The organism is Georgenia sp. Z1344, assembly GCF_049856295.1.
Classification (GTDB): domain Bacteria; phylum Actinomycetota; class Actinomycetes; order Actinomycetales; family Actinomycetaceae; genus JB111.
On sequence record NZ_JBNDMZ010000002.1, the window covers coordinates 337,883 to 362,548 of the forward strand.

The following is a 24,666-nucleotide window of genomic DNA, read 5'->3' on the forward strand; positions in this document are numbered from 1 at the left end:
GTCAGGCTCCTTGCCGGTGGCGGAGGTGGTGCTGGAGGGCGCCGACCGCGGCGAAGAGCGCGGCGGCGAGGACGCAGAGGATCGTGAGGATCGAGAACAGGCCGACGGTGTCGGCGGACGCGCCGCGCGAGGACAGGAGCATCCCCAGACCGCGGCCGCCGGTGACGATCTCGCCGACGATGGCGCCGGTGAGACTGAGGGTGACGCCGTTGCGCACGCCCGTGAGGATCGCCGGGAGCGCGAGCGGCAGGAGGATGCGCGCGAGGAGGACGGGGCCGCCGGCGCCGTCGAGCCGGGCGGCCTCGATGACGTCGGTGTCGATGTGCGTGAGCCCGTAGACGGTGCCGAGCAGCATCGGGAAGAACACCATGAGTGCGCACAGCACGACGACGGGCAGGACCCCGTAGCCGAGCCACAGCGCGAGCAGCGGCGCGACGGCCACGGCGGGCAGCGCCTGGGAGGCTGCGACATAGGGCTCGAGGACGCGCCGCGCGAGCGTGGAGGAGGCGATGGCGATGCCGAGCGGGAGGGCGACCGCCGCGCCGAGGAGCGAGCCCCAGCCGGCGGCGTACAGCGTCGGCCAGAGGTAGCTGCGGGCGGGGCCGGTCAGGTCGTCGAGCACGCGGGAGAGGACGTCGCTCGGGGCGGGGAGGAAGTACGGGTCGACGAGCCCCGCGCGGCAGGCGAGCTCCCAGGCGAGAAGCACGACGACGCCGAACACCACGGGCGCGACGGCGCTGACGGCCCCTGCTCGCGCGGGCGGTCGAGGCCGGCCGCCGACGCCTGCGGCGTCGACGTGCTCGAGGGGCTGTGCCACCCGTTCCTCCTCCCGGCCTGCGTGCGACCGGGGCGAGGGGACGCGGGCGTCCCGAGAGGGTGGACCGGGTGGCCCACCGCGTGCGTCCTCTCATCCGGACTTTGACCGTCGGTCCCGGAGTTCCACCGGATCGGCCCTCGCCGCGCAGCTTCCTGCGTGGCCTCGGGTTCGCGGACTGTTACCGCCGGTTCGGATTTTCACCGACCCCGGAGCACGTGCTCGAGGGACGAGTGTACGACGTCGGGGCCGGGACCCACGAGAGGGTCCCGGCCCCGACGGTCGGCGGGTCGGTCGGCTCAGCCGCCGTCCGCCTGGTTGTCGTTGGCGGCGCGGGTGCGCGCGTCGTTCATGCGCCCCTCGGCATCGTTGGTCATCGAGCCGTACTGTCCACCGGCGCCGTTCTCGGAGTCGTTGAGATAGTCGACGAACTGGTCGCGCTGCTCCGGCGTCATCTGGTCGTAGGGGATGACCGAGCCGTCCTCGTTCCAGAACTGCTCGTCGGGTCCGAGGTCGCGCTCACTTGCGGTCTCCCACTCGGTGAACGACGGCGAGCCCTCGTAGGTGCCGGCTGCGGCGACCGCGGAGTAGAAGCGGTCGTTGACCATCTCGTTCTGTGCCTGCTGCCACTCGGCGGACTGCACGCGCGACGCGTCCTCGTTGCCGGTGTCGAACATGGCCTCGAGCACGGGGTCCTTCGCCCAGTCGATGCCCTTGTCGACCGCACCACCGACGACGGGAATGTCGTCGAACGGGACGAGACCGAGCCCCTCGTTCGCGAGGTCCTGCATGTACTGGTTGTACTGGTCGAGCGCGCCTGCGTTGTCACCGTTCTCGTTCGAGAGCGACTCCATGACGAAGGCGTCGAAGTAGCTGCCGTTGCCGAAGGCGTCCTGGGCGGCGTCCATGTTGCCGTCGCTGAGCGCCTCGTACATGCCGTTGTTCGTGTGGGCGTAGCTCGCGTTGAGGATGCGCTGCAGCGCCGGCGGGTTGTCCGGATCCCCGACGACCGATCCGTCGTCGCCGGGTCGGACGATCTGGTCGGGCCGGTCGTAGCCGAGGTCGCCGAACGTGTGATGGAGGTTGTTGAGGGTGCCGTTGCTGAAGGTGATGTCGTAGGTCCCGCCATCCCCCTGGCCCACCCCGTCGCCCGTGGCCTGCCCGTCGAACGCGGTGTGCAGGTCGTCGATGTAGGTGGCCATCACCGTGCCCATCGCGGGCCGCAGAGCCGACATGCTGAGTCCTGCGCGCGTCTGCGCGGTACTCCCGTCGAGCGGCTCGGAGCCGGCGATCGCGTCGTTGTACCCCACGATCGCCTGCTGGGCGAGCTCGACCGACTCCTCGTCGGTGTTGTCCAGCGAGTAGCTCTCGAGGACGTCGCCCATGGTGGTGCCGAAGTCCGTCATGCCCATGACCATGCCGTTCGACGCGTCGCTCCGGCCGTGCAGGTAGTACTCCATGATCGACTGCGTCTGGCCGTCGCCCGCCGGGATGTCCTCGAGCAGCAGCCCGTAGGTCGCTTCCTCGCTCCTGCCCGCGGCCTGCAGCAGGTTGTGCAACGGGTCTCGACGCGGGTCGGTCGGGTGGAGATCGCCGAGCGGAGACTCACCGAAGTCGTACATCGAGTTACCCATGTGCGAGTAGTTCGACCTGTGCGGGTACGTCTCCGTGAGCCACTGGTCCCACTCGACCATGTCCACGCCGACCGTCTCCATGTAGTCGCGGGCGACGGACGCGTTCGGGTCACCCGCAAGGCCGGCGGCGAGGAGCTGGCTCTGGATGTCGTACCCGTACATCACGGTGCCGTCCATCCCCTCCTCGTACGGCTCGCCGGTCACGGGGTTGTACCCCTCCCGCCCGCTGGTCTGCAGGTCCTCCAGCCACTGATCGCGCCAGGTCTCGGTGTCCTCACGGGTCGACGGGTCCATCCCCGACAGATCGCCCGCTGACGTGGTGTAGGCGCCACCCAGCACGCCGAACAGATCCCGGTACTGCTGCTGGAGCTCGGGATACCCCTCGCCTGTGTCGATGAACTCCATGATCTGCATCGAGGCCTGGTTGAGGCCGTCCGTCCCGAGCCGCTCCATGAGGGCGGTGGCGAAGTAGGGGTCGTCGACGAGGTCGCCGTAGGTGTCGACGAACTCCTGCGCAGCCTCCTGGTCGCCGTTCTCGGCCTGCTCGAGGAGCTCCTCCGCGTCCTCGGCCTGTTCGTCCGCCACGTGATCGCGCCGGCTGCCGTCCGAGATCGTCGTCCCCGCCGTCATCGCCGCGGCGATGTCGGTCGCGCTGCCCTGCTGGGCGGCGGGCACGAACCCGTCGGTCAGCTCCGTCAGCTTCGACGCGGCCGTGCTCATGGACTCGCCGAGGGTGTCGAGGGCCGTGTCGTACCGGTCCTTCATGTCCTCGCGGCGGCTCTCGCGCTGGAGGTCGATCGACTCGATCGCCTCCGCCTTGTCCCGCTGGTTCGCGGGGTCCGTGTAGTACGGGTCGGTGTTGATCTGATCGAGAGAGTTGTTGAACCAGGTGTCGACCTCGTCCCACTCCGTCTGCAGCCCCTCGATCGTCGACTCGCAGGTCTCGAACGCAGCGCCCACGTCCCAGATGTGCGTGCCTGCACCCCCCATGTTCTCGGCCGCGGTCTGCACGTGGCCGGACAGGATCGACAGCTCGGTGTCGATCGCGTCCGAGCTCAGGCCCTCCGGAAACGCGCTGCGCAGACGCTGCGAGGCCGATCCGTCGGAGAGCAGGGTCTGCTGGAGCCGACCCTGGATGCGGGAGACGTTGGTGCCCTGCACCATGAAGGTCGTCGCGGAGCCGTCGGGCAGGGGGAGCTGATCTGCACCGGCCATCGGTGGTCCTCTCGGGTCATGGTCGGGCGGCGCCCGACCGATCGGTGCGGGGCCGTCAGACCTCGAGGAAGTCGAAGCCCGATCCGGCGTCGGTGTCGACCTCCTCGAAGCCCTCGGTCATGCTGACGGTGGACGAGCCACAGGCCTCGGTGGCGGCGGCCAGGGCGAGCAGACCCGTGTCGTGCGTCGAGATGAAGTCGGCCATGGCGGACTTGAGCGCGGAGATGTCCCCCGCGATGCGGTCGGGACCGGTCCCGGCAGCACGGTTGAGCGTCGCCTCCTCCGGCAGCTCGCCGGCGCCGTCGCGCAGGAGCATCCCGTCCACCCAGACGTCGTCACCGACTGCGGCGGTCGAGTACGGGTCGATCTCGATGGACATCATGCGCTCCTTGTCGGCCTGCCAGTTCCGAGCGCTTGCCACCGGCAACGCCTCTGGCGGAGCGTGTCCCGTCAATCTGACCGCCAGGTGAACACCGGTCGAATCGGCGGTGCTGCGGAGCATGCAGGGGGCGGGCAGAACCACCCGGTCGAGGCAGGTGCACCTCGTCACGCGAGTGCTTGTGGCACGGGAACGACGTGCACGACGACGAGGCGCGAGAGGGATCCGGCCCGCTCAGGTGCCCGAGGGGTCCATACCCGTGCGCCGGCGGCCGGCGCACGTCATCCCGCCGAGCGCCGCCGTCAGTGCGCGTGCGCCCCGGCGGCCAGCTCCCGCAGCGCGGCGATCTCGGCGTTGGCGTCCTCCGCGTTGTAGACGGCCGAGCCGGCGACGAACGTGTCGGCACCGGCGTCGGCGGCGCGCTCGATCGTCTTCCGGGAGACGCCGCCGTCGACCTGGAGCCTGATGTCGAGCCCGGCGGCGGACACGGCCTCGCGGGCGCGGCGGATCTTCGGCAGCACGGACTCGATGAACGACTGCCCGCCGAAGCCGGGCTCGACGGTCATCAGCAGGATCATGTCGAACTCGGCGAGGTGGTCGATCAGCGGCTCGAACGGCGTGCCGGGGCGGATGGCGATCGACGCCTTCGCCCCGGCGGCCCGCAGCTCGCGGGCGAGCTTGACCGGCGCCATCGCGGCCTCGGCGTGGAACGTCACCGACGCGCAGCCGGCCTCCGCGTAGCCGACGGCCCAGCGGTCCGGGGCCTCGATCATGAGGTGGGCGTCGATCGGGACCGGGCTCACCCGGACGCAGGCCTCGACGACGGGCAGACCCCAGCTGAGGTTGGGCACGAAGTGGTTGTCCATGACGTCGACGTGCGCGTAGTCGGCGCCCGAGATGCGCTCGAGCTCGCCACGCAGGTCGGAGAGGTCGCTGGTGAGGATCGACGGAGAGATCACGACGGAGGCCATGGACCGAGGCTAGCCGCCGTCCGTGGACGGGGCCGCCGCGGACCGAGGGCGCGTTGCGCAGCACGGTGCTGCGCGGACCGGGCCCGGGGGTCCCTCGGGTCGCCCCTCAGCCCTCGCGCCGCAGGAGCGCGAGGAACATCGCGTCCGTGCCGTGCACGTGGGGCCACAGCTGGACCACCGTGCCCTCCGCCCCCTCGACCGGGCTCCCCGTGACGAGGTCGGCGAGCCCGCCGGCGACCGACCGGGTGATCGCACCCGTGTCGAGGAGCGCGAGCCCGGGCGAGCCGCGCAGCAGACGGGTCACCTGGGCGCGCGTCTCGGTCACGTGGGGCGAGCAGGTCACGTAGGCGAGGACGCCTCCGACGGCGAGTGCGCCGGCCGCGGCCTCGAACAGCTCGTGCTGGAGCTCCGCGAGCTGGGCGAGGTCGTCGGTGCTGCGGCGCCAGCGCGCCTCCGGGCGTCGGCGGAGCGCCCCGAGCCCGGTGCAGGGCGCGTCGAGGAGAATGCGCGTCGCACCGTCCGGTCCCCCGTCCGGCCCGTCGGCAGGCATCAGCTCACCGGCCCGGCGCCCGTCCCCGACCGTCACCCGGACCGACTCCCCCGCCCGCTCGACGGCGCGGCGCACGAGGTCGGCGCGGTGCGGCTGCACCTCGTTGGCCACGAGCAACGCCCCGCGCTCCTGCGCGCGCGCCGCCAGCAGCGCGGCCTTGCCGCCGGGGCCGGCGCACAGGTCGAGCCAGGTTCCGCCGTCGTCGGTCCGTCCGTCCGTGAGGTCGGCGGCAAGCAGGGCGTGGGCGACGAGCTGCGAGCCGGCGTCCTGGACCGCCGCGCGTCCGGTCGCGACGTCGGCGAGCTCGCCCGGGGCGATCCCGACGAGGTCGACGGCGCCGGGCAGCGGGTGCTGCTCGACGTCCGCTCCGAGGTCGCGGGCCTGGCGGCCGAGCTCCCCCACGGACGACCAGCCGGGGCGGGCGACGAGGGTGACGCGGGCGGGGGTGTTGTCGGCGTCGAGCAGGTCGCCGAGCTCACGCGGGTCACGGCCGTCGGCGACAAGGGCCTGGCGGAGCGCGCGGACGACCCACGCGGGGTGGGACTCGACGGCCGCCGCGACGTCGAACCACTCGCCGCCGCTGTCGCGCACCGCGTCGGCCACGTCGTCCAGCCAGTCCTCGACGTCCCGGCCGGCCACCTTGCGCAGCACCGCGTTGACGAGTCCTGTGGGCGCCGGGCCCGCGACCTCGCGGGCGAGGGAGACGGACTCGGCCACGGCGGCGTGGGACGGGACGCGCATGCCGAGCAGCTGGTGCGCGCCGAGCCGGAGCACGTCGCGTACGGGCGGGTCGAGCGAGTCGACGTCGCGGCCCGACGCAAGGGCGAGGATCGCGTCATAGCGTCCCCGCAGGCGCAGGGTGCCGTAGGCGAGCTCGGTGGCGAACGCGGCGTCGCGACCCGTGATGCCCCGCTCGCGCAGGAGGCCCGGGAGCACGAGGTTGGCGTAGGCGTCCTCTGCGTGGACCTGGTGGAGGACCTGGTAGGCGGCCCGACGCGCGGGATCGGTGCGCGGGGCGCGGGTCTGCTTCCCGGATCCACGGCCGGTGCCACCCCGGCGGGGGCCGCGATCGTCGCTCATGCGTCGGGCTTCTCCGCACCGAGGCGGTCGTCGTCGGCGATGCGCGCACCTCGGGCCCAGGCGTCGGCGGCCATCCAGCTCTTCCCCGCGGGCGCCACCTCCGTCAGGCGGACGGCGTAAGTCGCCGTACCGACGAGAACCTCGCGACGTCCGGCGCGCACCTCGCCAGGAGCGAGGTCGGTGGTCCCCTGCACCTGATCGACGGGACGCAGCTTGAGGCGGTCACCGCCGGGCAGGGTGGTCCACGGCCCGGGCGCGGGCGTCGTGGCCCGGATGATGCGGTCGACCTGCTGGGCGGGCTGGTCGAGGTCGACGAAGGCGTCGGAGGTCGTCAGCTTCGGCGCGAGCGAGACGCCGTGCGTGCTCTGCGGGGCCGGGTCGATGAGGCCGGAGACCAGGGTCTCGAGCGACCGGGTGAGGAGCGGCGCGCCGGCCACGGAGAGCCGGTCGAGCAGTGCGCCGGAGGTGTCCGTGGCCTGGATCGTCTCGGTCATCGTGGCCAGGACCGGGCCGGTGTCGAGCCCCTCGTCGAGCAGGAACGTCGTCGCACCGGTGACGTCCTCGCCGGCGAGGAGCGCGCGCTGGACCGGCGCCGCGCCGCGGTAGGCGGGCAGCAGCGAGAAGTGCAGGTTGACCCACCCGTGGGTGGTGGCCGCCAGCGCGGGCGGCGGGATGAGCAGGCCGTAGGCGACGACGGCGGCGACGTCCGCCCCCAGCTCGCGGATCTCCTCGACGGCGGCCTCGTCCCGCAGTGTCCGCGGGGTGAGGACGGGCAGGTCCGCCTCGGCCGCGGCCTCACCGACGGGAGAGGGATGGAGCGTCCGGCCCCGACCTCGCGCGGCGGGCGCACGCGTGAGGACCCCGACCACCTCGTGCTCCGACTGGAGCAGGTGGTGCAGGGCCGGAAGCGCAACGACCGGGGTGCCGGCGAACAGGACTCGCACGCCTTCGATGGTAGATGCCTCGCCGAGGTGCCGCCGACGAAGGCCCTCCACGGCGCACGACGACGACACCCGGACGCGCACGTGCCCGACGAACGGGCGAACGCCCGTCACGGCGCACGACGACGACCACCGCGCTCGCCCACCACCTGGTCCTGGCGGGCCTCCTGGCGCCCGCCCGCCCTACAGCATGTCGGTGGGCGCGACCTGGACCCGGACCGCCCCCGGCTCCTTGCGCGCCGAGCGGGCGGCCGCCGCGGCGGCGAGCAGCGGACCGGGCTCGGTGCCGGCGGGGGCACGGACGACGGCCCGGACCTCCGGCGCGCCCGATCCCAAGGAACCACCCGTGCTCCCGCCCGAACGTCCAGCCGATCGTCCACCCGGTCCCGCTCCCCCGTCGTCCCGCGCTCCCGCGCTCCCGCGAGTGAACGGCTCGACCGGCACGGGCCCCAGCACGTCGATCCCGGTCGCTCGGTCGTCGGCCATGAGGTGGTCGAGGAATGCGCGCACGGGACCGGACTCCCCCGTCACGACGGCGACGTCAGCCGCCGGCGGCAGACCCAGCTCGGCCCGCTCCGCGAGCTCCCGTTCGGCCAGCCCGACCGGGTCCCAGCGGACGAACGCCTGCGCCACCTGCGGCGCCGGTCCGCCGAGCAGCAGCACGCGGCCACCCTCGGGGGCGGCACGGACGAGCGCGGCGGCGCTCACCCACCGGCGCATGGCCTCCTCGGCCGCCGCGAGGCCGGGGCGCGCCGTCGCGACACCGCCGTCGAGGAGGACAGCCGCGACGTACCCACCGTCGGCGGTGGGTTCCGCCCCTGGGGTGGCCACGACGAGTCGGGGCTGGTCGTCGACCGTCCGCGCGACCCCGGTCTCCTGCCCGCCGCCCGACGCCAGCACCGGGACGCCGGGGAAGGCACGCCCCAGCTCGTGGGAGGTCCGACCGGCGCCCACCCGGATCGCCCGTAGCGCGGTCGAACCGCACGTGGGGCAGCGGAAGTCGGCGGCGCTGCGCGCGCACCACCGGCACGACGGAGGCGCGCCCGTCGCCGTCGCCTGCAACGGACCCGAGCAGTGCCGGCAGCGAGCAGGCTCCCGGCACCTCGCGCACGCGAGCGCGGGCACGTAGCCGGCGCGGGCGACCTGGACGAGGACCGGCCCGTCGGCGAGCGAGTCGCGGACGAGTCGCCAGGCCTCGTGCGGGATCCGCGCGTGCGCGGCGGGGCCCTCGGCGGCGAGGGCGAGGTCGCTGGGTGCGATGACCCGTGGGGTGCGCGCGCGCACGAGCGCCCGGTCCGCGGCGAGCGACGCCGCCGTCCCGGTGGCGACGAGGTGCTGGGCGGCCACGGAGCGTCCGACGGCGATGATCGCGAGGGCCGCCCGCTCCCCCGACGCCCGGGGGCGGTCGGCCGTCCCGTCGTCGGGCAGGTGCCGCGCGAGCAGGACGTCGCGGGCGTGCGGGTACGGGGCGCGCGGCTCCTCCAGCCGGTCGTCCCCGTCCTCGACGAGCACGACGAGCCCGAGGTTCGTGACCGGCGCGAACGCGGCGGCCCGCGTGCCGACGACCACGCGTGCCTCCCCCGTCAGGGCACGCAGGAAGGTCCGGTACCGGCGCGCGGTCCCGTCCTCGGCGGACAGGCGCACGACGGCGGGGATCCCCGCGTCCTCGAGCGCCGCGAGGACCTCCTCGACGTGACGCGCGGTCGGCGCGACGACAAGTGCGCCGCGGCCGGAGTCGTGCCCCGCACGCACGGCACGGGCGACGAGGGCCGCGGTGGTGCCCGGCAGCGCCGTGACGACCGCGGCGGGCGAGTGTCCTGCGGCCACATGGGAGAGGAAGGCCGGACCTGCCGCGAGCTCGCCCCAGGGACCGGGATCGGACGGTGCCTCCTCCTCCGACGCGTCGGAGCGGGCAGCGGGAGGATCCACCGCCCAACCGCCCCGCGCCTGGGCGACCGAGTCCTCCGTGCCCGCGTGACGTGGGGGCACGGCGAGGCGCACGACGTCGGCAGTCGTCCCACCGTGCGCGCGTGCGACGGCGCGGCACAGCCGCGCGATCTCCGGGGCGAGCACGGGTGCGGCGCTCACCGCGCGACGGAGCGGCGCGAGGTCGGAGCGGTCGGTCCCCCGCGTGCGCGCCGTGACGTATCCGCCGAGCTCGCGCCCGGCGAACCGCACGCGGACGCGCGATCCGATCGCCACGCGCTCCGCCATGGCCGGCGGCACAACGTAGTCGAAGGGGCGGTCGAGGTGCGCGAGCGGGGTCTCGACAAGTACCGACACGACGTCCGCGTCCGGGTCCCCCGCGGCGCCGGGCGGCGCAAGGTCGACGAGGTCGCCCAGGGAGGGCTGCTCGGCGCGGGGGGTCATCGCCACATCACATCACGCGGGCCGGACACCCGGCGTCGTCGTCGGCCCGCCCTGTGCACGAGGCTGTGTCTCGGACACCTGTGGGACCGGGTGACGACCCCGCGCGCCGGAGGTGCCTGACCCCGTCGCGTCTCGGACCCTGGGAACGCCCGGCCCCCGGCCCGACCGGCCGGCAGACGGTCGAGGCAGCGGTCTCAGACCCCCGCGGCGGACCGCAGGGCGTCGACGCGGTCGAGGCGCTCCCAGGGCAGGTCGAGGCTCGGCCGGCCGAAGTGGCCGTACGCCGCGAGCGGCCGGTAGATCGGCCGCAACAGCTCGAGGTCGCGGATGACGGCGAGCGGACGCAGGTCGAAGACCTCGCGCACGGCCCGCTCGATCGCCTCCTCGGGGACAGCAGCGGTGCCGAAGGTCTCGACGTAGATCGACACCGGGGCCGCCTGCCCGATCGCGTACGCGACCTGGACCTCGCATCGCCGCGCGAGACCGGCAGCCACGACGTTCTTCGCCACCCACCGCATGGCGTACGCGGCGGAGCGGTCGACCTTGCTCGGGTCCTTGCCCGAGAAGGCGCCGCCGCCGTGCCGGGCCATGCCCCCGTACGTGTCGACGATGATCTTGCGTCCGGTGAGCCCCGCGTCCCCCATGGGGCCGCCGAGGACGAACCTGCCGGTCGGGTTGACGAGCACGGCCAGGCCGCCGGCGTCGACACCGGACGCCGCGCCGGTGAGCTCGGCGTCGAGGACCGGGTCGACCACGAGCGAGCGCACGGCGTCGTCGAGCATGCCCTGGGTGACGTCCTCGTCGTGCTGCGTGGAGACGACGATGCCGGTGACCGCCTCGGGGCCGGCGTCCCCGTAGCCGACCGTCACCTGGGTCTTCCCGTCGGGGCGCAGCCACGCGACGGTCCCCTCGCGGCGCACCTGGGCGAGGCGCTCGGCGAGGCGGTGCGAGAGGTGGATCGGCAACGGCATGTAGCTGTCGGTCTCGTCCGTCGCGTACCCGAACATCAGGCCCTGGTCGCCGGCGCCCTGCACGTCGAGCGGGTCGATCTCGCCCGTGTCGTCGCGGGTCTCGAGGGACTTGTCGACGCCGGCCGCGATGTCGGCCGACTGCTCCCCCACGCTCACGGACACGCCGCACGACCGGCCGTCGAACCCGACCTCGGAGGACGTGTACCCGATCGCGCTGATCTCGCGCCGCACGATCGTGGGGATGTCGACGTACCCCTCCGTGCGGATCTCGCCGGCCACGTGGACCTGACCGGTCGTGACGAGACACTCGACGGCGACCCTCGCCTCCGGGTCCTCCCGCAGCAGCTCGTCGAGGATCGCGTCGGAGATGCGGTCGCAGATCTTGTCCGGGTGCCCCTCGGTGACGGACTCGGACGTGAAGGTGCGCAGCTGGGTCACTGCCCAATCGTAGGCGCGGCCAGGCGGTCGACGACGACGTCGAGCAGGGCGTCCGCCATCTGGTCCTTGCTGCCGGCACTGGTGGCCACGACCTCGCCCGCGGCGTCGAGGATCGTCAGCTCCGTGTCGACGTCCCCGAACCCGACGCCTACGCCGACGGCGTTGACGGCCAGCAGGTCGGCGCGCTTCCGGATCGCCTTGGCGCGGCCGTGCTCGAGCACGCTGCCGCTCTCGTCACCCGTCTCCGCCGCGAAACCGACGACGAGCTGGTCCGCCCGGGGACGGTCCGCCGCGAGGCCGGCGAGGATGTCCGGGTTCTCGACCAGCTCGATCGTGCGCCTGCCGCTGCCGTCCTTCTTCGCCTTCGACGTGCCCGCCTCCGCCGGGCGGAAGTCCGCCACGGCGGCGGCCATGACGACGACGTCGGCCTCGGCGGCGGCCGCGGTCACGGCGTCGGCGAGCTCGAGCGCAGAACCCACGGGCACGACGTCGATCGCCAGCTCGTCGGGCAGCAGCGCCGCCTCGACGTTGGCGGCGAGCAGGGTGACCCGGGCGCCACGGTCGGCGGCCGCGCGGGCGATGGCGATCCCCTGGCGTCCCGTCGATCGGTTGCCGATGAACCGCACCGGGTCCAGCGGCTCGTGGGTACCGCCGGCGGAGACGACGACGCGGCGGCCCGCAAGGTCCTGCCGCCTCGGCGGGCAGGCGCCCGACGCCATCGGGCCGGGACCGCCGCCGGCGTCGACGTCGGGCAGCCCGTGGATGGTCGCGCCGGCACCGCTCGTGCCGGAGGGGGTGGCAACGGCGTCGGTCCCGGCCGACGTGAGGTCGGCGCGGGCGATCTCGCGGCCATCGGGCGAGAGGCCGACGAGGGCGAGCGCGGCGGCGACGATGCGCTCGGGCTCGGGCAGGCGGCCGGGACCGGTGTCGGCGCCCGTGAGGCGGCCGGAGTCCGGGTCGAGGACGGCGACGCCGCGGGACCGCAGGGTGGCCACGTTGGCGCAGGTCGCGGGGTGCTGCCACATCTCGGTGTGCATCGCCGGTGCGAGGAGCACGGGGCACGTGGCGGTCAGCAGCGTGGCCGTCAGCAGGTCGTCCGCGAGTCCGGCGGCGGCCCGGGCCATGGTGTTCGCCGTCGTGGGGACGACGAGGACGAGGTCGGCGTGCCGGCCGAGGTCGACGTGGTCGACCGCCGTGGCGCCGTCGAGAACCTCCGCGCGCACGGGCTGGCCGGACAGGGCCTCGAAGGTGGGGGCGCCGACCATCGCGAGGGCGGTGGTCGTGGGCACGACGCGGACGCGGTGCCCGGCCTCGGTGAGCAGGCGCAGGACGAGGGGCGCCTTGTAGGCCGCGATGCCGCCGGTGACGCCGAGGACGACGTTCAGACGGCGGGGGGCGCGGTCGCCCTCACGCTGCTCCCCCGCCGTCACGACCGGGTCAGTCCTCGGTGCGCGTGAGCGTGAGCTGGCCGGCGTTGATCTCGCGCAGCGCGATGGAGAGCGACTTCTCCTCGGGCGCCGACGGCACGAGCGGGCCGACGAACTCCAGCAGGCCGTCCTGCAGCTGCTGGTTGTAGGTGTTGATCTGACGCGCGCGCTTGGCGGCGTAGATGACGAGTGCGTACTTCGAGTCGACGGTCGTCAGGAGCTCGTCGATCGGCGGGTCCGTGATGCCGATGGGCTCGGCGACTGTTCCAGCCATGGGTCCTCCTCGGTGGTGGGCGCACCGCCGCGGCTGGCGGCGGGCGCACGGCCTCCCATGCTACCGCGCGGGCGCCCGGACCAGGCCCATGAGTGACGCGAGCGCCTGTGCGGCCTCGGTCACGTCGGAGTTGACGATGATCTCGTCGAACTCCGCCACGGACGCGAGCTCGACGTCGGCCGTGGCGAGCCGGCGTGCCCGTTCCTCCTCGGTCTCGGTCCCCCGGCCGACGAGCCGGCGCACGAGCTCGGCGCGGTCGGGCGGCGCGAGGAACACGTGGCGCGCCCCCGGCATGGCGGCACGCACCTGTCGATGCCCCTGGAGGTCGAGCTCGAGGAGCACCGGACGCCCCGTGGCGAGCTGGTCGACCACGGCGCGCCGCGGCGTCCCGTACCGGTGGACCCCGTGCACGACCGCCCACTCGAGCATGCCCCCGGAGTCGACGGCCTCGTCGAACTGGGCGGGCGTGAGGAAGTGGTAGTGCACCCCGTCGATCTCGCCGGGACGGATCGGCCGGGTCGTCGCCGAGACCGAGTACCAGAGGTCCGGGTAGAGCCTGCGCAGCTCGTTGACGACCGTGCCCTTCCCGACCGCTGTCGGTCCCGAGAGCACCGTCAGGCGCGCGGTGTCGACGGGCGCCTGCGGCGTCACGGGATCGGTGTCGGCTCCAGGGGTCGTCTCGTCGGGCACCGCCTCATTGTGGCAGCCCACGCCGAGCGCGTCCGCCTACCCGAACCGGTCGACCAGCTTCGAGCGCTGGTGCGGCCCGAGCCCGCGCACGCGGCGCGACTCGGCGATGTTGAACTCGGCCATGATCGCCCGCGCCGTCGACGAACCGACGCCGGGCATCGCCTCGAGCAGCGCGACGACCTTGAGCTTGTTGAGCGCCTCGTCGTCTGCCGCGCGGTCGAGCACGTCGGAGAGCTGCAGGGCGCCGGCCTTGAGCTTGGACTTGACCTCGGCGCGCACGCGACGCGCCTCGGCGGCCTTGGCCAGGGCCGCAGCCCGTTCGTCGGCCGTGAGCGGGGGGACTGTCACAACGACCACCTCGTCAGTTGGTGAGCACGGGTCCGGGGTAGAGGCTGACACTAGCCTCTGGGACGCAGATCACGCCAGATGAACACGCAGGTCCGTGCAGGGAGACAGCGGGCGCCTGGCGGGTGGCGGGGCGGTGAACGTCTCGCGACGACCGCCCGCCTCAGCTCTCGCGCAGCGCGGAGGTCACGAGGCCCGCGGTCTCGCGGGCAGCGCGCGCGACGGCGCCCCGGTCCGGCCCCGCGGCGAGGACCGACCGGGAGACGGCGGCGAGCACCCGGTGGCGCGCCGGGCCGAAGACGGCCCGCAGCTCCTCGGCCCCGGCGCCCTGCGCGCCCACGCCCGGGGCCAGGAGGATCCCGCCCGTGCCGGTGAGGTCGAGCCCGAGGTCGGCGACGGCGGTGCCCGTCGTCGCCCCGACGACCAGGCCTACATGGCCGGGCACGTCGTCGTCGGTCCGCGCCTCGGCGTTGCGGGCCGCGGCCCAACGAGCGACCTCGCCGGCGACCGAGCCGCCCGCACCACTCCCCCGGACGCTCGCGTGCTGAACGGCCGCGCCCTCGGGGTTCGACGTGAGCGCGAGGGCGAAGACTCCCCGTCCGTTGGCGTGCGCGAGGGCCGCGGTCTCCGTGAGCGAGTCCGGGCCCAGGTAGGGAGAGACCGTGATCGCGTCGGCGGGCATGGGCGCGTCGTCGCCGAGGTGGGCTGCCGCGTAGGCGGCCATCGTCGAGCCGATGTCCCCGCGCTTGACGTCGAGGACGGTGAGGAGACCGGCGGACGTCGCCGCCGCGAGCACCTCCTGCAGCGCCGCCCAGCCGGCGGGACCGAAGCGCTCGAAGAACGCCGACTGCGGCTTGAGAGCCGCCACGCGGCCCGCCACCTCGTCGACGACCCGCAGGCCGAGCTCCCGGGCGCCGTCGGCGCTGTCCGGCAGCCCCCACGCCGCCAGCAGGGGCGCGTGCGGGTCGACCCCGACGCACAGCGGGCCGTGCTCGTCCATCGCGCGGGCGAGCCGCGCGCCGAACCCGGGTCGGTCCCCGGCGCCGACGTGGCCCGCCGCCGACGGGTTCGCCGCGCCCGGGGCACCGGCAGATCCCACCGGGCCCGCAGCGCCGCCGGACGGACCGGTCACGCCGTGGCTCCGGCCGTCGTCGGGCCGGATCCCGCCCCGGCGAGCCGGGCGTCCCGGGCGGCGTCGAGCTCCTGGAGCGGGGCCACGTCGAAGGCCCCGGCCCGCTCGGCCTCGATCGCGCGCACGGCGACGCTCAGCTGCGCCGTCGTCGTGATGATCGCGCGGTCCACGGCGGTGGTCGCCGTCCGGATCTCGTACCCGTCGGCGCGGGCGCCCTGACCGCTCGGGGTGTTGATGACCATGTCCACCTCGCCCTCGGTGATGAGGTCGATGATGGTCGGCTCGCCGTTCGGACCGCGCCCGGCGGAGTGCTTGCGCACGGTCGTGGACGGGATGCCGTGCCGGTGGAGGACCGCCGCCGTGCCCTCGGTGGCGAGGAGCTCGAACCCGAGGTCGACGAGGCGGGCGGCCGGCCCGGCGATGTCCCGCTTGTCCCGGTCGGCGACCGAGACGAACACCTTGCCGCCGCTGGGCAGCCCGCCGAACGCCGCGGTCTGGGACTTCGCGAACGCGACCGGCAGGGTCGGGCCGATGCCCATGACCTCGCCCGTCGAGCGCATCTCCGGCCCGAGGATCGAGTCGACGACCTGCCCCTCCCGGGTGGCGAACCGCTTGAAGGGCAGCACGGCCTCCTTGACCGCGATCGCGGAGCCGAGGTCGACCACGGAGGCGTCGACGCCGGGCAGGAGCCCGGAGTCCCTGAGGTCGGCGATCGACTCCCCCGCCATCACGCGGGCCGCGGCGCGCGCGAGCGGCACGCCGGTGGCCTTGGCGACGAACGGGACGGTGCGCGAGGCGCGCGGGTTGGCCTCGATGACGTAGAGGACGTCGGAGACGAGCGCGAACTGGATGTTGATGAGCCCGTGCACGCCGACCCCGGCGGCGATCGCCTCGGTCGACTCCCGGATCCTGCTCAGCTCGCCGGCGGACAGCGAGACCGGGGGCAGGACGCACGAGGAGTCGCCGGAGTGGATGCCGGCCTCCTCGATGTGCTCCATGACGCCCGCGAGGTAGAGCTCGGTGCCGTCGTACAGGGCGTCGACGTCGATCTCCACGGCGTCGTCGAGGAACCGGTCGACGAGCAGCGGGGCGGCCCGACGGGTCGCGTCGCCGGCGTGGACCGTCGCGTCGGCGAGGTAGTCGCCGAGGTCGGCCTCGTCGTAGACGATCTGCATCCCACGCCCGCCGAGGACGTAGCTCGGCCGCACGAGCACCGGGTAGCCGATCTCGGCCGCGACGGCGAGCGTCTCGGCCGGCGAGGTCGCGGTGCCGTGGGCGGGCGAGGGCAGGCCCGCCTCGTCGAGGACGCGGCCGAAGATCTCGCGGTCCTCCGCGGCGTCGATCGCCTCGGGCGAGGTGCCGAGGATCGGGACGCCGGCGTCGGCGAGGCGCTGGGCGAGCGAGAGGGGCGTCTGCCCGCCGAGCTGGACGATGACGCCCTCGACCGGGCCGGCCGCGACCTCGGCCCGGTAGACCTCCATGACGTCCTCGAACGTCAGCGGCTCGAAGTAGAGCCGGTCGGAGATGTCGTAGTCGGTCGAGACCGTCTCGGGGTTGCAGTTGACCATGACGGTGGTGAACCGGTCGGCCAGCTCGAGGGTGGCGTGCACGCACGAGTAGTCGAACTCGATGCCCTGGCCGATCCGGTTGGGGCCCGAGCCGAGGATGATGACGGCCGGCTTCTCGCGCGGGGCCACCTCGGTCTCGGTGTCGTAGGCCGAGTAGTGGTACGGCGTCTCGGAGGCGAACTCGGCGGCGCACGTGTCCACGGTCTTGTAGACCGGGTGCAGGTCGAACGCCCGCCGCACCTCGCGCACGGCGTCCTCGGACAGGCCGCGCAGCTCCCCGATCTGGACGTCGGAGAGCCCGTGCCGCTTGGCGCGCCGCAGGACGTCGGCCGTGAGCGCGTGCGAGTCGGCGACCTCGCGGGCCACCTCCTCCATCAGCACCATCTGGTCGAGGAACCACGGGTCGATCCACGTGGCCTCGAACAGCTCCTCGACGCTCGCGCCACCACGGATGGCCTGCTGGACGTCGACGAGGCGGTGCTCGGTCGGGGTGGCGGTGGAGGCGACGAGCCGGGCGAGCTCCTCACCGGCGGGCGCCTCGCCGCGCCAGTGCAGCTGCTGGCCGGACTGGTCGAGCGAGCGCAGCGCCTTGCCGAGGGCCTCGGTGAAGTTGCGGCCGAGGGCCATGGCCTCGCCCACGGACTTCATCGTCGTCGTCAGCGTGGGGTCGGCGGCGGGGAACTTCTCGAACGCGAACCTCGGGACCTTGACCACGACGTAGTCGAGCGAGGGCTCGAAGCTCGCCGGCGTGGAGCCGGTGATGTCGTTGGGGATCTCCGGAAGCGTGTAGCCGATGGCCAGGCGCGCCGCGATCTTGGCGATCGGGAACCCGGTGGCCTTCGAGGCCAGCGCGGAGGAGCGCGAGACGCGGGGGTTCATCTCGATGACGACGATCCGGCCCGTGCTCGGCTCGACCGCGAACTGGACGTTGCAGCCGCCCGTGTCGACCCCGACCTCGCGCAGCACGGCGATGCCGATGTCCCGCATCCGCTGGTACTCGCGGTCGGTGAGCGTCATCGCGGGCGCCACCGTGATCGAGTCGCCCGTGTGGACGCCGACGGGGTCAACGTTCTCGATCGAGCACACGACGACGACGTTGTCCGCCTTGTCGCGCATGAGCTCGAGCTCGAACTCCTTCCAGCCGAGGATCGACTCCTCGAGGAGCACCTCGGTGGTCGGCGAGAAGTGCAGACCGGCACCCGCGATGCGGTCGAGGTCCTCGCGCGTGTAGGCGAGGCCGGAGCCGAGGCCGCCCATCGTGAAGCTCGGCCGGACCACGAGGGGCAGGCCGAGCTCGTCGGCCGCCGCGTGCACCTCGTCGAGGGAGTGCGCGATGACCGAGCGGGCGGACTCGCCGCCGGCGCGCTCGACGACCTCCTTGAATGCATAGCGGTCCTCGGCCTTGTTGATGGCGTCGACGGACGCGCCGATGAGCTCGATGCCGAGGCGGTCGAGCACCCCGGAGTCGTGCAGCGCGATCGCCGTGTTGAGGGCGGTCTGGCCGCCGAGGGTCGGCAGGATCGCGTCGGGGCGCTCCTTGAGCAGGATGGCCTCGACGACCTCGGGGGTGATCGGCTCGACGTAGGTCGCGTCGGCCACCTCGGGGTCGGTCATGATCGTCGCGGGGTTGGAGTTGACGAGGACGACCCGCAGGCCCTCCTCGCGCAGCACCCGGCACGCCTGGGTGCCGGAGTAGTCGAACTCGGCGGCCTGGCCGATGACGATCGGGCCCGAGCCGATGACGAGGACGGAGCTGAGGTCGGTCCGGCGGGGCATCAGTTCTCCTGCGAGGTGGTCGGGGTCGCGTCCTCGGCGCCGCGGGGGGCGGCCATGAGCGCGAGGAAGCGGTCGAAGAGGTGCTCGCCGTCGTGCGGTCCGGCGGCGGCCTCGGGGTGGTACTGGACGGAGAACGCCGGGACGTCGAGGGCGCGCAGGCCCTCGACCACCTGGTCGTTGAGTCCGACGTGGCTGACCTCGACCCGGCCGTAGCGGCCGTCGTCGAACGGGGCGACCGACTCCCCCTCGACCGGGGCGTCGACGGCGAACCCGTGGTTGTGCGCCGTGATCTCCACGCGGCCGGTCTCCTTGTCGAGGACCGGCTGGTTGACGCCGCGGTGGCCGTAGGCGAGCTTGAACGTGCCGTACCCGAGGGCCCGCCCGAGGAGCTGGTTGCCGAAGCAGATGCCGAAGAACGGCAGCTTCTCATCGAGGATGCCGCGCAGCAGCTCGACCTCGTGCTCGGCGGCCGCCGGGTCGCCGGGGCCGTTGGAGAAGAAGACGCCGTCGGGCGACAGGGCGAGAACCTCCGCGAGCGTGGTGTCGCGGGGGACGACGTGGACGCGGGCGCCGCGCTCGGCGAGCTGGGCGGGCGTGCGCGCCTTGATCCCCAGGTCGACGGCGACCACGGTGGCGACCGGGTCGCCGTCGGGCTCGATCGTGTACCGCTCTCCGGTCGAGACCTCGCCCGCGAGGTCGGAGCCGGACATCGCCGGGGCGTCCCGCACCACCTCGACGAGCACCTCGACGGCCTGCGGGTGCAGGTCGGCGGCGCCCGCGGGCAGGGCCGAGCCGGAGAAGATGCCGGCGCGCATGACGCCCTGGTCGCGCAGGCGGCGGGTGAGCGCGCGGGTGTCGACCTCGCAGATGCCGACGACGCCCTCGGCCGCGAGGCGCTCCTCGAGCCCGCCCGTCGCGCGCCAGCTGGAGGCCCGGCGGGCGGCGTCGCGCAGGACGTAGCCGGCGACCCACACCTGGCCGGACTCGTCGTCCTCGTCGTTGACGCCGGTGTTGCCGATGTGCGGCGCCGTCATCACGACGATCTGGCGGTGGTAGCTCGGGTCGGTGAGCGTCTCCTGGTAGCCGGTCATGCCGGTGGAGAAGACGATCTCGCCCAGGGTGCGTCCCTCGGCGGCGTAGCCGGACCCTCGGTAGGTCGTGCCGTCCTCGAGGACGAGCAGGGCGGGTGTGCGCGCGGCGCTCACTCAGGACTCCTTCTTCGTAGGCAGCGGGGCGAGGTCCTCGACCAGGCGACCGTCGGTGACGGTCGCGCGTCCCGCGTAGAACGTGTGGACGACGGCGCCGGCGAGCTCCCGCCCGGCGAACGGCGAGTTGCGGGACCGCGAGGCGTGCGTGCCCGGGTCGACGGTACGCCGGGCCGCGGGGTCGACGAGCGTGAGGTGCGCGGGGGCACCCACCTCGAGGGGCCGACCCTGGTCCGCCACGCGCCCGATCGCCGCGGGGGCGGTCGACATCACGCGGGCGACCCCGGCCCAGTCGAGCAGGCCGGTCTCGACCATGGTGGTGGTGACGACGGCGAGCGCGGTCTCGAGCCCGGTCATGCCCATGGCCCCGGCGGCCCACTCGGTGTCCTTGTCCTCGGCGGCGTGCGGGGCGTGGTCGGTGGCGACGATGTCGATCGTCCCGTCGGCCAGGCCGGCGCGCACGGCCTCGACGTCGGCCGCCGTCCGCAGGGGCGGGTTGACCTTGTACAGCGGGTCGTAGTCGCGCACGAGGTCGTCGGTGAGCAGGAGGTGGTGCGGCGTCACCTCGGCGGTGACGGCGATCCCGCGGGCCTTCGCCCAGCGGATGATGTCGACCGACCCGGCGGTCGAGAGGTGGCACACGTGCAGCCGCGAGCCGACGTGCTCGGCCAGCAGGACGTCGCGGGCGATGATCGACTCCTCCGCGACGGCCGGCCAGCCGGTCATGCCGAGCTCGGCGGAGACGACGCCCTCGTGCATCTGGGCGCCCTCGGTGAGGCGGGGGTCCTGGGCGTGCTGGGCGATGACGCCGTCGACGGTGCGGACGTACTCGAGCGCGCGGCGCATGAGGACGGGGTCGGACACGCAGCGACCGTCGTCGGAGAAGACGGTGACTCCGGCCGCGGAGCGGTGCATGGCGCCGAGCTCGGCGAGCTGGGCGCCGGCCAGACCGACGGAGACGGCGCCGACGGGGCGGACGTCGACGTAGCCCGCCTCGCGCCCCAGGCGCCACACCTGCTCGACGACGCCCGCGGTGTCGGCCACCGGCATCGTGTTGGCCATCGCATGGACGGCCGTGAACCCGCCGGCCGCGGCGGCCCGCGAACCGGTCGCGACCGTCTCGGTATCCTCCCGGCCGGGCTCGCGCAGGTGGGTGTGCAGGTCGACGAGGCCGGGGAGCGCGACGAGGCCGTCGGCGTCGGTCCGGGTGGCGTCCGCGGGCGCCTGGTCGGCCGCGTCCTCGCCCACGGCGGCGATGACGCCGTCGACGAGCAGCAGGTCGGCGCGGTCGGCGCCGAGGAGTCGGGCGCCGGTGATGAGGTGGCTGGTCATGACGTGGTCCCTTCGGAGCCGGCGAGCAGGAGGTAGAGCACGGCCATGCGCACGGCGACCCCGTTGCGGACCTGCTCGAGGACGACGCTGCGCGAGGAGTCCGCGGCCTCGGCCGAGATCTCCAGGCCACGGTTCATCGGCCCGGGGTGCATGACGATCGCGTGCGGTTGCAGGACGGCGAGCCGGTCGGCGTCGAGCCCGTAGAGGCGGTGGTACTCCAGCGGGGACGGGAAGAATCCCCCGCCGCCGGCGGACATCCGCTCGGCCTGGACGCGGAGCATCATCACCGCGTCGGGACCGGTGGCCAGGGCCGCGTCGAGGTGGTGCTCGACCCGGGCGTGCCAGGCGTGCACCCCGACGGGCAGCAGGGTCGGCGGCGCCACGAGCGTGACGTCCGCGCCGAGCGTGGTGAGCAGGTCGACGTTCGACCGGGCCACCCGCGAGTGCAGGACGTCCCCGACGACGACGACGCGCGCACCGTCCAGGTCGCTGCCCGGCGGCGCGGGGGTGTCCGTCGTCGTGGGCTCCCCGGGGGCCGGGTCCTCGGCGCGCGCGTGGAGGTGGCGCCGCAGGGTGAAGGCGTCGAGCAGGGCCTGGGTGGGGTGCTGGTGCGTGCCGTCGCCGGCGTTGAGGATCGGGACGTCCGTCCACCCGGCGTGGGCGAGGCGGTGCGGGGCGCCGGAGGACGGGTGGCGGACGACGACGCCGTCGGCGCCCATCGCGCGCAGCGTGAGCGCGGTGTCCTTGAGGGACTCCCCCTTCGACACCGAGGAGCCCTTGGCGGAGAAGTTGATGACGTCGGCGCTCAGGCGCTTGGCGGCTGCCTCGAACGAGATGCGGGTGCGCGTGGAGTCCTCGAAGAAGAGGTTGACGACCGTGCGGCCGCGCAGGGTGGGGAGCTTCTTCATCTCCCGCTGCTGCGTGGCGGCCATCTGCTCGGCGGTGTCGAGGACGCGGACGGCCTCGGCCCGGTCGAGGTCGGCGGCGGACAGCAGGTGCCTCATCGGGTGGCCTCCCCCGTGTCGGTGGTGACGGCGGGTGTGGTGCCTGTGCCGGTGCTCGCGCGGCTGCCGAGGTCGGTCCGCGGCTCGGCACCGGGGACGGTGTGTTCCTCGGTCCCGCCGACGATCCACACCGAGTCGGCCTCGCCGGACGTCTCGTCCGGGGACCCCGCCGTGCCGGCGCCACCGACGGTCCGGTCCGTCTCCGCGAGGCTCACCCGCACGCTCTCCTCGCGGGAGGTCGGCAGGTTCTTCCCGACGAAGTCGGCCCGGATCGGCAGCTCGCGGTGGCCGCGGTCGACGAGGACGGCGAGCTGGACCCGGCGCGGGCGGCCGAGGTCGCTGAGCGCGTCGAGCGCGGCGCGGATCGTGCGGCCGGAGTAGAGGACGTCGTCGACGAGGACCACGGTGCGGCCGGTGAGGTCGACCGGGACGTCGGTGCGCTCGAGCCCGCGGACCGGGTGGTCGCGCAGGTCGTCGCGGTACATCGTCGTGTCGAGCGAGCCGTGCGGGACCGGGTCCGTCAGGTCCGCGGCCCGGGCGACGCGGGCGGCGATGCGCTGCGCGAGCGGGACGCCGCGGGTGGGGATACCGAGCAGGACGAGGTCGTCCGTGCCCTGGTTGCGCTCGACGATCTCGTGCGCGATGCGGGTGAGCGAGCGGTCGATGTCGCTCGCGGTGAGGACCTCGCGGCCGGCGGGAGCGCCGGCGGGTCCGGGTACTGCTGGGTCGGGGCACATGGTGCCGTGACCTCCTTCCCTGCCTCGCTGGACAGATCGTTAAAGGATGTCGGTACAGCGATGGTACCCCTCGGCCGGGACGTGCCACCCCGCAGTTCGCCGGTGGACAGCAGTCCTCGCGATCGCCCGGAACTCTCGACCTGAAGGTGTGGTGCGCGCTACGATACGACCGTTGTCGGGTAGTGTCTGACGCCTCCTTCAGGGTGGGAGTTGGTGGCGCCTTCGCAGACTTCTGCATCTCCGATGTGTCCCACCGGGATCGGGTCATCCTGTGACAATTCGAAAGATTCTGGCGACCGTTGCACTTGTCGCCGCAGCGACACTTGTACCGAGCATGGCAACCGCGAGTCCCCTTCCAGAAGATCCGGGCTCTTCACATTCGAGGGTGTAGTTGGGGTCGGAATCCGCCCGTCTCGAGTAGTGATCGGGCGATGTAATTGGTCAGGTTGCGGAAGCCGAGGGCCGAGCCGCGCAGGTGCTCGAGCCTGCCGTTCATGGCCTCGGTGGGGCCGTTGGACGTGCCGGGCCGGTCGAAGTAGGCGAGCACGTCGGCGGCGCGGCGCTTCAGGGTCCTGCCCAGCTTGCGCAGCTCGGTCAGGGCGGCTGGCACGGTGGAGCTGACGGAGGCGATGAGCTGGGCCATGAGCTGGCGACCATGTGCGCGGTCGGGGACGCGGTAGGCGGCGATCATGCGCTGGTAGACGGCCCAGGCGGCCTCGACCGCTACGTGGGTGTCGCCGTCGAACAGGCCCTCCAGGCGCTGGGACTGCTTCTCGGTGAGCAGGTCGGCGCCGGTGTGCAGGGTCCGGCGGGCGGCGTAGAGCGGATCGCCCTTGCGGCCCCGGTGCCCGCAGGTGTCCTGCTGGACACGGCGCCGGCAGTCATCGAGCGCGTCGCCAGCGAGGCGGACCACGTGAAAAGGATCCATGATGGCGACCGCGTCGGGCAGCTCTTCGGCGGCGGCGGTCTTGAACCCGGTGAAGCCGTCCATCGCGACGATCTCGACCCCGTCGCGCCAGTCCTGCGGCCGGCCCGCGAGCCACTGCTTGAAGGCGTGTTTCGAGCGGCCCTCGACCATGTCCAGCAGCCGGGACGGGCCGGTCCCCTCGCGAACAGCGGTGAGGTCGATGATCACGGTCACGAACCTGTCGCCGCGGCGGGTGTGGCGCCAGACATGCTCGTCGACACCGATGGCGCTGACGCCGTCGAACCGGGTCGGATCATCGATGAGGACGCGGCGTCCTTCGGTCAGGACCGCGGCGTTGGCGGTGTTCCACGAGACCCCCAGCCCCTCGGCGACACGAGCGACACTCAAGTGCTGGCACACGATCCCTTCCAGCGCCCACCGCAACCCGCGGCGGGAGAGCCGAGCGCGCGGCTCGGCCGCGGCGGTCGTGTCCTGACGCCACACGTGCCCGCAGCCCGTGCACCGGTACCGACGCACCCTCACCTCCAGCGTCGTGGGACGCCACCCCAAAGGCTCGTGAGCGAGCTCGCGCGTGACGGTGTCCCGCGCGACGCCCTCGCACCCGCACCGCCGGCACCAGCTGTCCGGTTCGACGACCCTGCAGGCCAGGACCGCCCGACCAGGCTCGATGCGCTGGCCGACGACCTCCAAGCCGAGCTCGTCCAGACGAGCGAACGTGGTCAGATCAGGGCGGGCGAAGGTAGCGTCAGGCACGTCGAGGTCTTCCCGGTGGGTGGCGTGAGAACCCCCATCATCGGAAGACCTCGACCCCTATCTGGACGCTGACACGCCGGCACCTCGCTCACCACCGCGCCAGGCCGTCTACACCCTCAATCCGGAAGAGCC

18 protein-coding genes, 1 pseudogene and 1 riboswitch are annotated in these 24,666 nt (G+C 73.6%); all 19 genes and pseudogenes read right to left on the reverse strand.

The genetic code is table 11. The features are described from left to right. Position 1 precedes the first annotated feature (1 nt). Positions 2–817: an ABC transporter permease gene (locus tag ACPYO6_RS03355; protein ID WP_425713474.1), complete on the reverse strand. Its 816-nt coding sequence runs from the start codon at positions 815–817 to the stop codon at positions 2–4. A 77-nt stretch (positions 818–894) separates the two neighbouring features. Continuing rightward, positions 895–1,035, reverse strand: a riboswitch (FMN riboswitch). 78 nt (positions 1,036–1,113) lie between these two features. Continuing rightward, positions 1,114–3,663 carry a hypothetical protein gene (locus ACPYO6_RS03360; RefSeq protein ID WP_425713475.1) on the reverse strand — a complete coding sequence of 850 codons (2,550 nt, stop codon included), beginning with the start codon at positions 3,661–3,663 and terminating at the stop codon, positions 1,114–1,116. A gap of 55 nt (positions 3,664–3,718) precedes the next feature. Continuing rightward, positions 3,719–4,042 carry a hypothetical protein gene (locus tag ACPYO6_RS03365; protein WP_425713476.1) on the reverse strand — a complete coding sequence of 108 codons (324 nt, stop codon included), beginning with the start codon at positions 4,040–4,042 and terminating at the stop codon, positions 3,719–3,721. Positions 4,043–4,344: 302 nt separating this feature from the next. Continuing rightward, the gene (gene rpe, locus ACPYO6_RS03370; RefSeq protein ID WP_425713477.1) at positions 4,345–5,013 is read right to left on the reverse strand and encodes a ribulose-phosphate 3-epimerase; all 669 of its coding nucleotides are present in this window, start codon (positions 5,011–5,013) and stop codon (positions 4,345–4,347) included. Between the two features lie 106 nt (positions 5,014–5,119). Continuing rightward, on the reverse strand, positions 5,120–6,643 hold the full coding sequence (locus ACPYO6_RS03375; protein ID WP_425713478.1) for an RsmB/NOP family class I SAM-dependent RNA methyltransferase: 1,524 nt from the start codon (positions 6,641–6,643) through the stop codon (positions 5,120–5,122). Then, complete coding sequence (gene fmt / locus ACPYO6_RS03380) at positions 6,640–7,587, reverse strand: methionyl-tRNA formyltransferase (protein WP_425713479.1); 948 nt, start codon at positions 7,585–7,587, stop codon at positions 6,640–6,642. The genes ACPYO6_RS03375 and fmt overlap by 4 nt, the downstream gene beginning before the upstream one ends. Positions 7,588–7,767: 180 nt before the next feature. Then, positions 7,768–9,954 carry a primosomal protein N' gene (locus tag ACPYO6_RS03385; RefSeq protein ID WP_425713480.1) on the reverse strand — a complete coding sequence of 729 codons (2,187 nt, stop codon included), beginning with the start codon at positions 9,952–9,954 and terminating at the stop codon, positions 7,768–7,770. Between the two features lie 194 nt (positions 9,955–10,148). Then, positions 10,149–11,363 (reverse strand): methionine adenosyltransferase, encoded by a 1,215-nt coding sequence (metK, locus tag ACPYO6_RS03390; protein WP_425713481.1) that lies wholly within the window; start codon positions 11,361–11,363, stop codon positions 10,149–10,151. Continuing rightward, on the reverse strand, positions 11,360–12,748 hold the full coding sequence (locus ACPYO6_RS03395) for a bifunctional phosphopantothenoylcysteine decarboxylase/phosphopantothenate synthase (RefSeq protein WP_425713501.1): 1,389 nt from the start codon (positions 12,746–12,748) through the stop codon (positions 11,360–11,362). The genes metK and ACPYO6_RS03395 overlap by 4 nt, the downstream gene beginning before the upstream one ends. A gap of 52 nt (positions 12,749–12,800) precedes the next feature. Then, positions 12,801–13,064, reverse strand: a complete 264-nt coding sequence (rpoZ, locus tag ACPYO6_RS03400) for a DNA-directed RNA polymerase subunit omega (protein WP_425709471.1) — start codon at positions 13,062–13,064, stop codon at positions 12,801–12,803. A 60-nt stretch (positions 13,065–13,124) separates the two neighbouring features. Beyond that, entirely contained in the window at positions 13,125–13,754 is a 630-nt protein-coding gene (gmk, locus tag ACPYO6_RS03405; protein WP_425713482.1) for a guanylate kinase, read from the reverse strand. Positions 13,755–13,790: 36 nt separating this feature from the next. Beyond that, positions 13,791–14,102, reverse strand: coding sequence for an integration host factor, actinobacterial type (gene mihF / locus ACPYO6_RS03410; RefSeq protein WP_425713483.1), 312 nt, complete (start codon positions 14,100–14,102; stop codon positions 13,791–13,793). 160 nt (positions 14,103–14,262) lie between these two features. After that, the gene (gene pyrF, locus ACPYO6_RS03415) at positions 14,263–15,231 is read right to left on the reverse strand and encodes an orotidine-5'-phosphate decarboxylase (protein ID WP_425713484.1); all 969 of its coding nucleotides are present in this window, start codon (positions 15,229–15,231) and stop codon (positions 14,263–14,265) included. After that, positions 15,228–18,575: a carbamoyl-phosphate synthase large subunit gene (gene carB / locus ACPYO6_RS03420; protein ID WP_425713485.1), complete on the reverse strand. Its 3,348-nt coding sequence runs from the start codon at positions 18,573–18,575 to the stop codon at positions 15,228–15,230. The genes pyrF and carB overlap by 4 nt, the downstream gene beginning before the upstream one ends. Continuing rightward, positions 18,575–19,780 (reverse strand): glutamine-hydrolyzing carbamoyl-phosphate synthase small subunit, encoded by a 1,206-nt coding sequence (carA, locus tag ACPYO6_RS03425; protein WP_425713486.1) that lies wholly within the window; start codon positions 19,778–19,780, stop codon positions 18,575–18,577. Before carA ends, carB begins: the two co-directional genes overlap by 1 nt. Beyond that, the gene (locus tag ACPYO6_RS03430; RefSeq protein ID WP_425713487.1) at positions 19,781–21,112 is read right to left on the reverse strand and encodes a dihydroorotase; all 1,332 of its coding nucleotides are present in this window, start codon (positions 21,110–21,112) and stop codon (positions 19,781–19,783) included. Then, positions 21,109–22,116, reverse strand: coding sequence for an aspartate carbamoyltransferase catalytic subunit (locus tag ACPYO6_RS03435; protein ID WP_425713488.1), 1,008 nt, complete (start codon positions 22,114–22,116; stop codon positions 21,109–21,111). The genes ACPYO6_RS03430 and ACPYO6_RS03435 overlap by 4 nt, the downstream gene beginning before the upstream one ends. Positions 22,117–22,310: 194 nt before the next feature. Next, positions 22,311–22,853 (reverse strand): annotated as a pseudogene (gene pyrR, locus ACPYO6_RS03440) (bifunctional pyr operon transcriptional regulator/uracil phosphoribosyltransferase PyrR); the annotation flags it as partial. A gap of 373 nt (positions 22,854–23,226) precedes the next feature. Beyond that, a complete protein-coding gene (locus tag ACPYO6_RS03445; protein WP_425713489.1) occupies positions 23,227–24,534 on the reverse strand; it encodes an ISL3 family transposase in 1,308 nt (435 codons plus the stop codon). Between the last annotated feature and the right edge of the window lie 132 nt (positions 24,535–24,666).

What these genes read in the sequence shown, in the direction of transcription:
- ACPYO6_RS03360 (WP_425713475.1), bottom strand. Translation starts at nt 3,663, where the DNA reads ATGGCCGGTGCAGATCAGCTCCCCCTGCCCGACGGCTCCGCGACGACC.
- ACPYO6_RS03365 (WP_425713476.1), bottom strand. Translation starts at nt 4,042, where the DNA reads ATGTCCATCGAGATCGACCCGTACTCGACCGCCGCAGTCGGTGACGAC.
- rpe (WP_425713477.1), bottom strand. Translation starts at nt 5,013, where the DNA reads ATGGCCTCCGTCGTGATCTCTCCGTCGATCCTCACCAGCGACCTCTCC.
- ACPYO6_RS03375 (WP_425713478.1), bottom strand. Translation starts at nt 6,643, where the DNA reads ATGAGCGACGATCGCGGCCCCCGCCGGGGTGGCACCGGCCGTGGATCC.
- ACPYO6_RS03385 (WP_425713480.1), bottom strand. Translation starts at nt 9,954, where the DNA reads ATGACCCCCCGCGCCGAGCAGCCCTCCCTGGGCGACCTCGTCGACCTT.
- rpoZ (WP_425709471.1), bottom strand. Translation starts at nt 13,064, where the DNA reads ATGGCTGGAACAGTCGCCGAGCCCATCGGCATCACGGACCCGCCGATC.
- carB (WP_425713485.1), bottom strand. Translation starts at nt 18,575, where the DNA reads ATGCCCCGCCGGACCGACCTCAGCTCCGTCCTCGTCATCGGCTCGGGC.
- ACPYO6_RS03430 (WP_425713487.1), bottom strand. Translation starts at nt 21,112, where the DNA reads ATGACCAGCCACCTCATCACCGGCGCCCGACTCCTCGGCGCCGACCGC.
- ACPYO6_RS03435 (WP_425713488.1), bottom strand. Translation starts at nt 22,116, where the DNA reads ATGAGGCACCTGCTGTCCGCCGCCGACCTCGACCGGGCCGAGGCCGTC.